The sequence below is a fragment of the Naumannella halotolerans genome (genome assembly GCF_004364645.1).
Classification (GTDB): domain Bacteria; phylum Actinomycetota; class Actinomycetes; order Propionibacteriales; family Propionibacteriaceae; genus Naumannella; species Naumannella halotolerans.
Map to the genome: position 1 here is coordinate 2,193,757 of NZ_SOAW01000001.1, position 14,055 is coordinate 2,207,811.

Here is a 14,055-nt window from a genome sequence, read left to right on the forward strand (position 1 = left end):
GAAGGCATCAAAAAAGCCCCGGCGCACAGGCGCAACGGGGCGTCACGGATCGGGTTCGTGATCGAACGGCGATCCTGCTTCGTTTCTCCTGCGCGGGCTTCCTGACGGAATTTCGGTCACGCGGACGTGACACCAGCGGTCTTCGGCAGCGCCCACTTTACGCGGCCCGCGGTGCTGGACAAAATCGAGCACCCGACGGCTCACCGGGCGGGCGGAACCTGCAGCCGGTATCCCATGCCGGCCTCGGTGATCAGGAACTGCGGTGCGGCCGGGTCGGGTTCGAGCTTCTTGCGCAGTTGGGAGAGGTACAGACGCAGGTAACCGGTGTCGGTGACATGGTCACTGCCCCAGATCTCGGTCAGCATCGTCTGCCGGGTGATGAGCTTCCCCGGGTTCCGGGCCATCAGCTCCAGCACCTGCCACTCAGTCGGCGTGAGCCGTACCGGCCGCTCCTGCGGTCCGCTGCCCCGGGTCACGGTGCGCGCACTCAGGTCGATCGTCACCTCGCCGAGGACCAGCATCGGCTCGCTGCCGCCGGCGGGGACGATCCGCCGGGTCAGCGCCCGGACCCGCGCCAGCAGTTCGTCGATCGAGAACGGCTTGGTCACGTAGTCGTCGGCACCGGCGTCCAGGGCCTGCACCTTCTCCGCCGAACCGCTGCGTCCGGAGACGACCAGGATCGGCGCACTCGACCACCCGCGTACCGCCTCGATCACGGCGATCCCGTCGAGTTTCGGCATTCCGAGATCGACCATGATCAGGTCCGGACGGCGATCGATCGCCGCCGCAATGGCCTGCTCACCGTCGGCGGCGAGGATCACCTCGTACCCCTTCGCGCCCAGGGTGATCCGGAGGGCACGCAGGATCTGCGGATCGTCGTCGACGATCAATACCTTGATCACCGTGTCGCCTCCGGTTCTCCGGCCCCGGCCAGTTCGAGGGTGATCACCATCGTCAGCCCACCGCCGGGGGTGTCCTCCGGGCCGATCGTGCCCCCCATACCCTCGACGAATCCTCGCGACAGCGCCAGCCCGAGTCCCAGTCCGGTGGTGTTGTCGGTGTCGCCCTCGCGCTGGAACGGTACGAACAATCCCGCCAACCGTTCCGCCGGCACCCCGGGACCGTGATCGATCACCCTGATCTGCAACTGGTCGGCGAAGGTGCTGGTGGCGATCCGTACCGCGATGCCCTCGGGTGAGTAGCGCTGTGCGTTCAACAACAGGTTCACCAGCACCCTCTGCAACAGGATCGGGTCGGCGAGGACTTCGCGCTCACCGTGCGCCAGGTCGATCTCCAGGTCGTCGGGACCGAGCCCGAGCTCGTCCAGGGTGAAGACGATCACCTCGGCCGGATCGACCGGTACGGGAGTGATGCTCAGCGCACCGGCCTGCAGTTTGCTCACGTCCAGCAGATCGTTGATCAGGGTGGACAGGGCGCCGAGGCTGTCGTCGGCGGTCTCGAGCAGGTCCTGGCGGTCCTGTTCGGTGAGGTACGGCCCGGTGATCCGTAACCCGCTGACCGCGGCGGTGGCCGAGGCCAGCGGGCGTCGCAGGTCGTGTCCGAGTGCGGCCAGCAAGGCACTGCGTACGCGCTCCGAGGCCGCCAACGGGGCCACCTCGCTGGCGGTCTCGGCCAGATCGCTGTGTTCCAGGGCGGCATCGAGTTGGGCGATGAGCACATTCAGCAGCCGCCGCTCCGAGGCGGCCGGATCCGGTCCGGTCAGCTCCAGCACGGCCCGTTCCCCCACCTCGAACCGGGAGGTTGTCGTACCCCCTGCCGGGTTCGCCCCCTCGCCGACCGACTCGGTCAGCAGCTCACCCGGTGCCCTGCCTGCCTCGAGCGGCCCGCCGGTCCGGGACGGACCGAGTGCGCGGAGCCGGACCGCCGACAGTCCGAACACCTCGCGGGTGCGTTCGACGATCGCCTGCACGGCGTCCTGCCCGCGCAGGACACTGCCGGCCACAGTGGCCACCACCTCCGACTCCGCCGCCGCCCGCCTGGCTGCCCTGGTCTGTCGCGCCCCCCGATCGACGACCACGCTGACCAGGACGGCGACCAGGGTGTAGAGCAGCAGGGTTGCCCATCCCTGCGGGCTGGCGATGGCGACGGTGAACCGCGGCTCGATGAAGAAGACGTTCAGGGTCAGCCCGGACATCACGGCGGTGAACACCGCCGGCCAGAGACCGCCGACCAGGGCCACCACGACGACCAGCAATTGGTAGAACAGCACATCACTGGTGATCGAGGTGGCCGAGCGTCCGATGACCAGGGCGATGGTCAGCAGTGGCCCTGCCAGCAGTGACAGGCAGAAGCCGGCGATACGTCGGCGGCGACTGAGCGCCCCGCCGGCCCGGGGCAGGCGCAGCGGCCGGGCGGCTGCTGCATGGGTGACCAGGTGGACGTCGATGTTGCCCGACTCCCGGACCACCGTCGCCCCGATCCCCGGCCCGGTCAGCGCCGTCGCCAGCCGTCCACGTCGGCTGGCCCCGAGCACCAACTGGGTGGCGTTGACACCGCGGGCGAACTCGACCAGTGCTTCCGGCACGTCGTCACCGACCACCTGGTGGTAACTGCCACCGAGGCGCTCGACCAGGGATCGTTGCGCGGCCAGCAGCGCGGGGTCGGCCGAGCGCAACCCGTCCTGGCTGACCACATGCACCGCGAGCAGTTGGCCACCGGCGGAACGGGCGGCGATCCTCGCGCCGCGGCGCAGCAGGATCTCCCCCTCCGGCCCGCCGGTGAGTGCCACCACCACCCTCTCGCGCGCCTCCCAGGTCTGGGAGATGCCCTGTTGGGCGCGATAGTTCACCAGCGCCGAGTCGACCTCGTCGGCCAGCCACAGCAGCGCCAGTTCTCGCAGCGCGGTCAGGTTGCCCAAACGGAAGTAGTTCGACAGGGCCGCATCGATCCGCTCGGCCGGGTACACCTGTCCGGCCGACAGCCGATCCCGCAGTGCCTGGGGAGCCAGGTCGACGACCTCGATCTGCTCGGCCCGGCGCAGGAAGTCATCGGGAACCGTCTCCCGTTGCGGAACCCCGGTGATCTGCTCCACGACATCGTTCAACGACTCGATGTGCTGGATGTTCAACGTCGAGATCACATCGATGCCGGCGTCGAGGATCCGTCGGACGTCCTGCCATCGCTTGCCCTCGGCCGAGCCGGGTGCCCTGGTGTGCGCCAACTCGTCGACCAGCGCCACCGCGGGACGGCGGGCGATCAGCGCCTCGGTGTCCATCTCCGACAGGTCCACCCCGCGGTGCCGGACGGTGGTTCTCGGTACCTGTTCCAGGCCCTCGCAGAGCCGGGCCGTCGCCTTCCGACCGTGGGTCTCCACGATCGCCACCACGACATCGGAGCCCTCGTCCTGCAGTCGGTGGCCCTCCTCCAACATGGCGTAGGTCTTGCCGACGCCGGGGGCGGCCCCGAGCAGCACCCGCAACCGCCCCCGACCCATCTCAGCCTCCCAACCGATCCAGCGCGATGTTCAACTCCAGCACGTTCACCCGCGGCTCACCGAGGAACCCGAGGTCGCGGTCCTGCGTGTGCGCGATCACCAAGTCTTGCACCTCGGACACCGGCAGACCGCGGGCCTCGGCGACCCGGCGTACCTGGATCCCGGCATGGGCGGGACTGATGTCGGGGTCCAGCCCGGATGCCGAGGCGGTCACGGCGTCGGCCGGTACGGCTTCGGGTGCGATCCGGTTGAAAGCCGCGACCTCGGCCCGACGCTGCTCGATGGCGGCGATCAGGTCGGGGTTCTCCGGCCCGGCATTGGACCCGGCCGAGGAGGTGGCGTCGTATCCGTCCCCGGCAGCCGAGGGGCGTGGCTGGAAGTACTCGGGCAGCGGGTTGCCGGCCGGGTCGGCGAAGGACTGGCCCAGAAGTGCGGAGCCGACCACCTCACCGGAGGCATCGGTCACCATCGAGCCGTTGGCCCGGTGATTCCACAGCAGTTGTCCGACCGCGGTGATCACCAACCCGTAGGCGATCACCAGTACGGTCAGCACGATCATGCTCCGGACGGCGACGGCGGCCGTCCTCCCCAGACTTCTGGTCGAGGTACTCATGTGGTTGTTCTCCTTCGCAAGCTGTCAGAATCCCGGGATCAACCGCACGAGTTGATCGATGAGCCAGATACCGATGAACGGTGTGACGACACCGCCGAGACCGTAGATCAGCAGGTTGCGACCGAGGATCGACGAGGCCGAGGCCGGCCGGTACCGGACCCCTCGCAACGCCAGCGGGATCAGCGCGATGATCACGAGGGCGTTGAAGATCACTGCCGACATCACCGCCGAGGCCGGTGAGTGCAGCCCCATCAGGTTGAGCACCGCCAGACCCGGGAAGATGCCCATGAACATCGCCGGGATGATCGCGAAGTACTTCGCCACGTCGTTGGCGATGGAGAAGGTGGTCAGAGCACCGCGGGTGATCAACAACTGTTTGCCGATCCGGACGACATCGATCAGCTTGGTCGGGTCGGAGTCGAGATCGACCATGTTGCCGGCCTCCTTCGCTGCCGAGGTACCGGTGTTCATCGCCACGCCGACATCGGCCTGGGCCAGGGCAGGCGCGTCGTTGGTCCCGTCACCGGTCATGGCGACCATCCGGCCACCGGACTGCTCGGCCCGGATCAGCTCCAGCTTGTCCTCCGGGGTGGCCTCGGCCAGATGGTCGTCGACCCCGGCCTCCTTGGCGATCGCGGCTGCGGTCAGGGCATTGTCGCCGGTGATCATGACTGTGCGGATACCCATCGAACGCAGTTCTGCGAACCGGCTGCTCAGGCCCTCCTTCACCACATCCTTCAGGGCGATCACGCCGAGCACCCGGGCGCCGGTGGAGTCGGCCTCGGCCACCACCAATGGTGTTCCACCGGCATTCGCGATCCGATCGGTCTGCTCGGTCAACTCACCCGCCACCGCATCCGGTAACGGTCCGGCCAGCGACTCGGCCCAGGCCCGGACGGCGGAGCCGGCGCCCTTGCGGATCATGCTGGCGTCGGACAGGTCCAGACCCGACATCCTGGTCTGTGCGGTGAAGGGGACGACCTCGGTGCCGGTTCGGGCGTCCCCATCGGCAGCCCCGACCTCGATCCCCAGCTTCCTGGCGAGCTCGACCACCGAACTCCCTTCCGGGGTGGGATCGGCGACCGAGGCCAGTGCAGCGGTTCGGGCGAGTTCGATCACCGACACACCGTCGATCGGTACGAACTCACTGGCCCGGCGATTGCCGTGGGTGATGGTGCCGGTCTTGTCCAGCAGCAGGGTCGTGATGTCACCGGCAGCCTCGACCGCCCGGCCGGACATGGCGAGCACATTGTGCTGCACCAGCCGGTCCATGCCGGCGATCCCGATGGCCGACAGCAAGGCACCGATGGTGGTCGGGATCAGACAGACCAGCAAGGCGACCAGAACTGCCAGGCTGACCGGCTCGGCCGGGTAGGCCGCGATCGGGTTGAGCGTCAGCACGACCATCACGAAGACGATCGACAGCGAGGCCAACAAGACCGTGAGAGCCACCTCGTTCGGTGTCTTCTGCCGGGTTGCCCCCTCGACCAGGGAGATCATCCGGTCCACGAAGGTCTCCCCCGGCCGGGACGTGATGCGAACCACGATCCGGTCGGACAGGACCCGCGTACCACCGGTCACCGCGCTGCGATCGCCCCCGGATTCGCGGACCACGGGTGCCGATTCGCCGGTGATCGCCGACTCGTCGACCGAGGCGATGCCATGCACGATGTCACCGTCACCGGGGATCGACTGCCCGGCTTCGACCACGACCAGGTCGTCCGGCCGCAGGTCGACCGAGGAGATCTCGGTGAGCGTCGCGGTGGTCGCGCCCGGGTCGGTCACCGGATCGTAGTCCTCCACCCGGAAGGCGCTGGTCCGGGTCCGGGTCTCCCGCAGGCTGGCGGCCTGCGCCTTCCCCCGGCCCTCGGCCATCGCCTCGGCCAGGTTGGCGAACAGCACCGTGAGCCACAACCACGCGGCCATGATCGCTGTGAAGGAGGCCGGGATCACTGCCCCGGCGGATCGTTGTGGCCCGTCACCGATCGCCTCGGCGATGGCCAGCACGGTGATCAACACCGCACCCAGCCAGACGATGAACATCACCGGGTTGCGCCACAACCTGCGCGGATCGAGCTTGCGGAAGGCTCCCGGTATTGCAGCGCGGACCTGGGCGAAGCTGAATCCGTTGCGCCCTCCGGTGGGCCGACGTTCGGTGTCGGCAGGTCCGGCCGGGGCCGTGGTGGTTTCGATGATCATGTCCTCAAGCCAATCCCTCGGCCAATGGGCCGAGTGCGAGTACGGGGAAGAAGACCAGCGCGGTGACCAGGAGCGTCACGCCGATCACCAATCCGATGAACAGCGGTCGGTGGGTGGGCAGGGTGCCGCTGGTGGGCGGTACCTTGTCCTGCCCGGCGAGCGCACCGGCCAGCGCGAGTACCAGCGCCATCTGCGCGAAGCGACCGATCAGGATGGCAACACCGAGTGCGGTCGCCAGCCAAGGTCCACTGGCGGTCAGGCCGGCAAAGGCCGAGCCGTTGTTGTTCGCCGCGGAGGTGAAGGCGTACAGCACCTCCGACAGACCGTGGGGCCCGGTATTGGCCAGCGCCTCGTTCTCCACGGTTGCGCGCAATGCCGGTACACCGAAGCTCAGCGCCACACCGGCGAGCACCGTCGAGGGCATGATCAAGATGTACAGACTGACGAGCTTGATCTCCTTCGGTCCGATCTTCTTGCCCAGGTACTCCGGGGTACGGCCGACCAGCAGACCGGCGATGAAGACCGCCAGGATGGCAATGATCAACATCGCGTACAACCCCGACCCGACGCCACCGGGAGCGAGCTCGCCGAGCATCATGTTCAGCATCGGCATCATCCCACCCAGGGCGGTGAAGGAGTCGTGCATGGCGTTCACCGCACCGGTGGAGGTGAGAGTGGTGGTGGTGGCGAAGAGAATGCTGCCCGCAATCCCGAATCGCTGCTCCTTGCCCTCCATCGGAGCACCGGCGAGCTCCGGTGCAGTGCCGGTGCCAGCGGTCTCGAAGATCGTCAATGCGGTCAGCGAGAGGATCGCCAGCGCGGCCATGATGGCCAGCACCGCGTACCCCTGTCGCCGATCGCCGACGAGTCTGCCGAAGGTACGCGGCAGGGAGAACGGGATCAGCAGCGTCAGCAGGATCTGGAACAGACTGCTCCACGGTGTCGGGTTCTCGAACGGGTGGGCGGAGTTCGCGTTGTAGAAGCCGCCGCCGTTCGTTCCCAGCTGTTTGATCGCTTCCTGGGAGGCGACCGGTCCACCGGGGATGCTCTGGGTGCCACCGGCCAGGGTGCCCACCTCGGTCCAGCCGTTGAAGTTCTGCACCACCCCGGCCCCCAGCAGTACCAACGCCGAGAGCGTTGCGATCGGCAGCAGGATCCGCAGCACGCCACGGACGAGGTCGACCCAGAAGTTCCCGACCGTAGTGCTGCGACTGCGGGCGATCCCGCGTACCAGGGCGATGGCGACCGCCATCCCGCAGGCGGCGGAGACGAAGTTCTGCACCGCAAGTCCGACGAACTGCACGGTGTAGCCGAGTGTCTCCCCCGAGTAGGACTGCCAGTTCGTGTTGGCGACGAAGGAGGCGGCGGTGTTGAACGCGAGCGCCGGATCCTGTCCTTCGGCGCCCAGGGAGAACGGCAGCCAGGCCTGCACCCGCAGCAGGGCGTAGAGGCCGAGCATGCCGACCAGCGAGAACAGCAGCAGCGACCGCAGATAGGCCGGCCAGGTCTGCTCCGACCTGGGGTCGACACCGATCAACCGGTAGAGGCCGCGTTCGACGGCCAGATCCCTGGGTGAGGAGTAGACCAGGGCCATGTAGTCACCGAACGGACGGTGACACAGGGCGAGGACGATGACGAGCGTCGCGGCAGCGGCGAGGACGAACAGTGCATCCATCAGAACCACTCCGGACGAAGCACCGCGAGCAGCAGCAGGATCAGCGCACAGAAGCCGAGGCCCGCGGCGACGATGTCGATGATGATCACAGCTTCTCGACCGCCTTGCCGAGGGCACCGAACAGCGCGAAGAGGGTGAGCGTTCCGAGCACGTAGATGATGTCGAACAACGTCGAACTCCAGGATCGAGGTCACCGGGGTGGTGCGCGAGCACCGTCCGGGCGCCGGCATCGGCGCATTGACCATCGAACTCGCCGGGGCCGGGGCACGGCGAGTGCCCTAACGGGATCCATACGGGCCGCGGCGGGTTCCTTACGGCTCACCGACGCGGCCCCGGCCGAGTCCGTCCCGCGGAGTCCGGCGCGTCAGCTGCGGGCGCTGACCAGCACCTTCCCCACACCCGGCGCGATCGCCCTGCTGAAGGCGGAGGCCGCCTCGGTCAGGTCGAGCACATCGGTCACGATCTCCTCGGCGGGGATCTCGCCACCGAGTGAGAGCGCGGTCTCGAAGTCGGCCTCGGTGTAGCTCGCCGAGCCCTGCAGCCGCAGTTCCCAGTCCTGCAATTGCACGGTGGGTACGACATAGTCCCGGGCCGGTACGCCCACCAGCACCACGGTCGCCGCCCGACGGACCAGGGCGGTCCACTGCCGGGCCGAGCCCTCGGCGGCGACGCAGTCGAACAAGACATCGGCGCGACCACCGAGCGCTTCGGTGACCTGGGCCGGTAGTGCGGGGTCGGCGGCGTCCAGCCCGGCGGCGGCACCCAGTCGTACCGCCCGTTCGCGTTTGACCGGGTCGAGGTCGGTGATCACCACGGCCCTGGCACCGGCCTTCCGCGCGGCCAGCAGGGTGAGTACACCGATCGTGCCACCCCCGAGGATGACCACCGTCGCATCGGTCAGGTCGCCGGCGATCCGTACCGCATGAACCGGGGTGGCCAGACATTCGACCAGTGCTGCCTGATGATCACTGATCCCCTCCGGCACGGGGTACAGATTCCTGGCCGGAGCCAGGAAGAGGTCGGCCATCGCACCGGGGTGCTGCCCGCTCGGGTCGCAGCCGATCCAGGCGAGTTCGACGCAGGCGTTGCTGCGTCCGGCAAGGCAGTTCACGCAATGGCCGCAGACGACATTGGGCTTCAGCACGACCCGCTGCCCGGTCTGCAGGCCGCTCACCTGCGTACCGCAGGTCTCCACCAGACCGATCGCTTCGTGGCCGGGTACGTAGGGAGGTTTGAGCAGGGGATGGTGGCCGGCGATCGCGTGGGTGTCGGAACCGCAGATACCGGTCAGCAGCATTCGGACCACGACTTCGTCCGGGGCCGGCTCGGGCGGTGCCACCTGCCGTACGGTGACGGCGTCCAGAGCGGGTACGAAGGCCTGCAGCACACCCACCGGTTGTTGATCATGTGAACTCACGGGCACAGTCTAGGGCTGCACCGATGGCCCGGAAACGCTCATCGGCCACCCCGCGAACGGGATGGCCGATGTGAGAACGAGACCCGCCGACGACGGTCGAGGGTCCGGGGCCCTGGGCGATGCACCCAAGAACCCCTGGGGCCGGTCAGGCCTTGGGGGTACGGTTCTCCGCGCCCACCATCCAGGCCAGCTGCTCGATGCGCTCGATGATCGAGTGCAGCAGATCGGCAGTGGTCGGGTCCTCGGCGTCGACGGCGTCGTGCACCTGACGGGTGGCAGCGGCGACGGTGTAGAGCGCGCTGGTGATGCGGTCGACCGCGTCGGTGGTCAGGACCTCGCCGTTCGGGAACTCGGCGAGCTCACTGGTCTGGGCGACGGTGACGGCGCGACCGTCGGGGACGACGTCGAGCGCACGCATCCGCTCGGCAACCTCGTCGACGAAGCCCTGGGCGGCCGCGACGACCTCATCGAGCTGCAGGTGCAGATCGCGGAAGTTCGGGCCGACGATGTTCCAGTGGGCCTGCTTGCCGACCAGAGCCAGGTCGATCAGATCGACGAGGATCCGCTGCAGGTTCTGCTGCATGTCCGTGGTTGCCTGGAATGCCTCGGCAGCTGCCTGCTGGGCCGGAACGACTGGTGACTGGGTCATGCTGGTCTCCTCTCAAAGATGTCTGTGACGTGCGGGCTGTTCACGCCTGCTGTCATTCGGTACAACCGATCCTAATCTGGATCTATTCCAAAAAACAGGCAGGTACGGCGTTCCTTCCTAAGCCTCGCCTCACCGGCAGGGAACTGTGCACCCTCACCAGCAACGAAAAAGACGGCGTCCCCGGCACCAGGTGCCGGGGACGCCGAATTGTCTGCAGATGCCTGGGCTCAGGCGCCTTCGGGCTTGGTACGCGAGGGATCGATCTGCACACCGGGACCCATGGTCGAGGACACGGTGATCTTCCGGATGTACCGGCCCTTCGATGCCGACGGCTTCAACCGCAGGACCTCTTCGAGCGCGGCGAAGTAGTTGCCCTCGAGCTGCTCGGGGGTGAAGGAGGCCTTGCCGATGATGAAGTGCAGGTTCGAGTGCCGGTCGACCCGGAACTCGATCTTGCCACCCTTGATGTCGGAGACGGCCTTGGCCACATCCATGGTGACGGTGCCGGTCTTCGGGTTCGGCATCAGACCACGCGGGCCGAGCACCCGGCCGAGCCGGCCGATCTTGCCCATCATGTCCGGGGTCGCAACGACCGCGTCGAAGTCCAGGTAGCCGTCGGCCACCTTCGCCACCAGTTCGTCCGAACCGACCTCGTCGGCACCGGCGGCCTCGGCCGCGGCGGCCTTGTCGCCGGTGGCGAAGACCAGCACCTTGGCGGTCTTGCCGGTTCCGTGCGGCAGGTTCACCGTGCCGCGGACCATCTGGTCGGCCTTACGGGGATCGACGCCGAGACGCATGGCCACATCCAGGGTCTCGTCGAACTTGGCCGAGCTGTTCTCCTTCACCTGCGCGATCGCGGTGCTCGGTGCCAACAGCTCGTCGACACTCATCTTCTCTTCTGCGGCCTTGTAGGCCTTGCTGCGCTTGGTCATCCTGGTTCCTCTCCAGTGTGTGGTGCGAGCCGCGCCTGGCTCTTCCACGGTTGATTCGTTCGGCGCCGTGCGCCTCACGTGATGCTCGATGTGGCTGGGTTTCAGCCCTCGACGGTCACGCCCATGGAACGGGCGGTGCCCTCGACGATCTTCATTGCGCCCTCGACGTCATTGGCGTTGAGGTCGGGCAATTTGGTGTTGGCGATCTCACGCACCTGGTCCTTGGTCAGCTTGCCGACCTTCTCCTTGTGCGGCACCGACGATCCCTTGGACAGACCGGCTGCCTTCTTGATCAGCTCGGCGGCCGGCGGGGTCTTGGTGATGAAGCTGAACGAGCGGTCCTCGTAGATGGTGATCTCGACCGGGATCACCTGACCGCGCTGGTTCTCTGTCTGGGCGTTGTAGGCCTTGCAGAACTCCATGATGTTGACGCCGTGCGGGCCCAGAGCGGTACCCACGGGCGGGGCCGGGGTTGCCGAACCCGCGTTCAGTGCGACCTTGACCAGGGCCGCAACTTTCTTCTTCGGAGGCATTTTCGCGTTTCCTTGTTGCTGTGTGTTGATGGTTCCCGGGATGTGGCCCGGGAGGTGCCGGAAAGGATCCGGCAATTCCTTGGGTCGCTCAGACCTTCTCGATCTCGCTGAACGACAGATCGACCGGGGTCTCGCGTCCGAGGATCTCCACCAGCGCCTTCAACCGTTGGCTGTTGGCGTTGATCTCGGTGATCGTGGCATGGACACCGGCGAACGGACCGTCGATCACCATCACCGAGTCACCCTCGGTGTAGTCGGCGACCTCGATCTTCTTCTGCTTCTTCTTCTGCTTGCCACCCTCGGAGCCGGCCGTGGCGGCCGCGATCACCGACGGGGCGAGCATCTTCTCGACCTCTTCGAGGCTGAGCGGCACCGGCGAGGTCGCGTGACCGACGAAACCGGTGACCGACGGCGTGTGCCGTACCGCTGCCCAGGACTCATCGGTCAGGTCCATCCGGACCAGCACGTAGCCGGGCAGAACGGTCCGCTTGACCGTCTTCTTGGCACCGTTGCGGATCTCGGTGACCTCCTCGGTGGGGACCCGCACCTCGAAGATGTAGTCCTCCATGTTCAGCGAGGTGGCACGGTTCTCCAGGTTCTGCTGAACCCGGTTCTCCATCCCGGAGTAGGTGTGCACGACGTACCAGTCGCCGAACTTCGAGGCCAGTTCCTCGCGCAGCTCGGCGAGCGCCTTCTCGGCCGCATCGTCGGCTTCGGCGGAATCTTCTTCCTCGGCCTCGTCGTCCAGACTCAGGTCGACCTCCGGCTCGCCGCCGGCATTGTCGGTACCGAGGTCGATCCCGGTGTCCTCCGACTCGGCGTCGAACGGACCGAGATCGATCTCGAAATCGCCCTCACTGGTGAGGTCGTCATTGGTGTCGTCGGTCGGGCCGAGGTCGATCTCCGGCTCGGTTGCCGTGTTGTCGGGCTCGAACTCGTCGGCCACTGCATCCCTTTCGTTGTCGTTCATCAGCCGAACAGCCTCAGCATCAGTGCGCCGAAGCCCAGGTCCAGCAGGCTGGCGAAGGCGATCATCACCACGACGAAGACCAGCACGACGACGAAGTACTGCCGCCACTGGTCGCCGGTCGGCCAGACGACCTTGCGGAGCTCATCGATGCACTGCTTGACGAAGGTCAGCGGCCCGGTCCGTTCGGACTCCCGGTCCACCTTCGGCTTGCGATCGCGCTTCTTGGTGAGCACTCCACGGGCCGGCTCGTCCTCCTCCTCGACCAGATCGGCCTTGCGCTTCGGCATGGTCGCCCGGGTACGGGTGGCGGGGACGGCCTCCTCCGAGGCCGATTCCTCGCTCGCCTCGGGCTCGGTCGCGGGATCGGACGTGGCGTCGGCGTCGGTGACGGAGTCATCCGCCGCGACGGCGTCGGTGTCCGGCTCGTCCGGATCCTTCCGCTTGTCGTCTGCCACCTGAGTTCCTTCGTCCTGCGTCGAGTGCTGTTGCCGTTCTCATGCCTCCGGCCCGGTCAGTCAGGGCTCCGCCATGTCGGAGCGCCTGCCGCCGGGCCGGAGGATTCGCACGGGAAGAGGGACTTGAACCCCCAACCTTCGGTTTTGGAGACCGATGCTCTGCCAATTGAGCTATTCCCGTCCGATGGTGAAGTCATCGCCCGGACACGCCGAATGATGGTGCTTCCCCACCAAGACGACGAGTGTACGCGGTGATCGCGAATTGGTCGAACCGACCGGAGCCCGTCCTGCTGCCTCGCGAACCATCTCGGCATCCGAGCCTACCCGCCGGGTGAGGCCGATCGGAACCGCGCGGTCACCCGCCGTTCCGACCGCCCGGGTCGCCTTCGGGGTCACTCACCGAACGGTACGTCGCTCGTCGGCGAACCCGGGGCCGAAAGGGGTCAACGTTCACCGCGGGGACCGCGTTCACGCCAGTGGTCGCGCCCGGGTCCACGCCCCCACTCCTCGGGACCGAAGCCGGGGCGCCCGGGCCCACCGGGCGGCATCGGCGGCATGAATCCGGGACCGAAGGGGCCACGTGGACCACGCGGTCCACGGCCGCGGCCACCGCGTCGCCCCCAGGCCAGGGACAGCAGGATGCGCTGCAGCAACCAGGTGTTGACCGAGACCCCCTCGGCGGAGGCGGCCTCGTCCACCTTGCCCTTCACCGACTGCGGCAGCCGGAGACTGACCCGGGCCTGCGGCTCGTCGTCGGCATAGTCGAACTCGGCGCCCTCCTCGGAGTCGGCCGCCTCGGGATCGTAGGTCTCGAAATCAGCGTCGACCTCGACCGGTGCGGTCACCTCGAAGGCCGGCTCCTCGCCGTTCAACGACAACCGGACCGTCCCGGCCCCGAGTTGTGCGTTGATCTCCTCGGCGGCGTCGCCGAGAGCGCTGATGATGGCCAACCGGGTCGAGGAATCAACCGCGGTCGCCAACTTGTCTGCCACCTGCTGGGTGGGATCGTCTGCCAGTGCGGCGGCATCGGCCAGACCCGCACGGACCTTCTGTGTGTATGTTGACATCTTCATGACACCATAGTGACACCATTGATGGCGTCACTCAAGGGGTTGATGATGTCATTTTGCTGTCATATGAATCTGAACCGCGTCCAGC

The 14,055-nt window shown here is 67.3% G+C and carries 12 protein-coding genes and 1 tRNA gene; all 13 read right to left on the reverse strand.

Going from position 1 to position 14,055, the window contains the following annotated elements; genetic code table 11:
• Positions 1 to 200: 200 nt before the first annotated feature.
• Complete coding sequence (locus CLV29_RS10200; protein ID WP_133755165.1) at positions 201 to 899, reverse strand: response regulator; 699 nt, start codon at positions 897 to 899, stop codon at positions 201 to 203.
• The gene (locus tag CLV29_RS10205) at positions 899 to 3,454 is read right to left on the reverse strand and encodes a DUF4118 domain-containing protein (protein ID WP_133754764.1); all 2,556 of its coding nucleotides are present in this window, start codon (positions 3,452 to 3,454) and stop codon (positions 899 to 901) included. Before CLV29_RS10205 ends, CLV29_RS10200 begins: the two co-directional genes overlap by 1 nt.
• 1 nt (position 3,455) lies before the next feature.
• Positions 3,456 to 4,067 carry a potassium-transporting ATPase subunit KdpC gene (gene kdpC, locus CLV29_RS10210; RefSeq protein ID WP_133754765.1) on the reverse strand — a complete coding sequence of 204 codons (612 nt, stop codon included), beginning with the start codon at positions 4,065 to 4,067 and terminating at the stop codon, positions 3,456 to 3,458.
• 24 nt (positions 4,068 to 4,091) lie between these two features.
• Positions 4,092 to 6,266: a potassium-transporting ATPase subunit KdpB gene (gene kdpB / locus CLV29_RS10215; RefSeq protein ID WP_133754766.1), complete on the reverse strand. Its 2,175-nt coding sequence runs from the start codon at positions 6,264 to 6,266 to the stop codon at positions 4,092 to 4,094.
• A gap of 4 nt (positions 6,267 to 6,270) precedes the next feature.
• On the reverse strand, positions 6,271 to 7,941 hold the full coding sequence (gene kdpA / locus CLV29_RS10220; RefSeq protein ID WP_133754767.1) for a potassium-transporting ATPase subunit KdpA: 1,671 nt from the start codon (positions 7,939 to 7,941) through the stop codon (positions 6,271 to 6,273).
• 364 nt (positions 7,942 to 8,305) lie between these two features.
• Positions 8,306 to 9,358, reverse strand: a complete 1,053-nt coding sequence (locus CLV29_RS10225; protein WP_133754768.1) for a zinc-dependent alcohol dehydrogenase — start codon at positions 9,356 to 9,358, stop codon at positions 8,306 to 8,308.
• A gap of 145 nt (positions 9,359 to 9,503) precedes the next feature.
• Entirely contained in the window at positions 9,504 to 10,007 is a 504-nt protein-coding gene (locus CLV29_RS10230; RefSeq protein ID WP_133754769.1) for a Dps family protein, read from the reverse strand.
• A gap of 227 nt (positions 10,008 to 10,234) precedes the next feature.
• Positions 10,235 to 10,939 (reverse strand): 50S ribosomal protein L1, encoded by a 705-nt coding sequence (rplA, locus tag CLV29_RS10235; protein ID WP_133754770.1) that lies wholly within the window; start codon positions 10,937 to 10,939, stop codon positions 10,235 to 10,237.
• Positions 10,940 to 11,040: 101 nt separating this feature from the next.
• Positions 11,041 to 11,472, reverse strand: a complete 432-nt coding sequence (gene rplK, locus CLV29_RS10240) for a 50S ribosomal protein L11 (protein ID WP_133754771.1) — start codon at positions 11,470 to 11,472, stop codon at positions 11,041 to 11,043.
• 88 nt (positions 11,473 to 11,560) lie between these two features.
• Positions 11,561 to 12,442 (reverse strand): transcription termination/antitermination protein NusG, encoded by an 882-nt coding sequence (gene nusG / locus CLV29_RS10245; RefSeq protein WP_133754772.1) that lies wholly within the window; start codon positions 12,440 to 12,442, stop codon positions 11,561 to 11,563.
• Positions 12,442 to 12,897, reverse strand: a complete 456-nt coding sequence (gene secE, locus CLV29_RS16870) for a preprotein translocase subunit SecE (protein ID WP_243831828.1) — start codon at positions 12,895 to 12,897, stop codon at positions 12,442 to 12,444. Before secE ends, nusG begins: the two co-directional genes overlap by 1 nt.
• Before the next feature lie 108 nt (positions 12,898 to 13,005).
• Positions 13,006 to 13,078, reverse strand: a tRNA-Trp gene (locus CLV29_RS10255).
• Between the two features lie 262 nt (positions 13,079 to 13,340).
• Positions 13,341 to 13,970 (reverse strand): Arc family DNA-binding protein, encoded by a 630-nt coding sequence (locus CLV29_RS10260; RefSeq protein ID WP_133754773.1) that lies wholly within the window; start codon positions 13,968 to 13,970, stop codon positions 13,341 to 13,343.
• Positions 13,971 to 14,055: the final 85 nt, after the last annotated feature.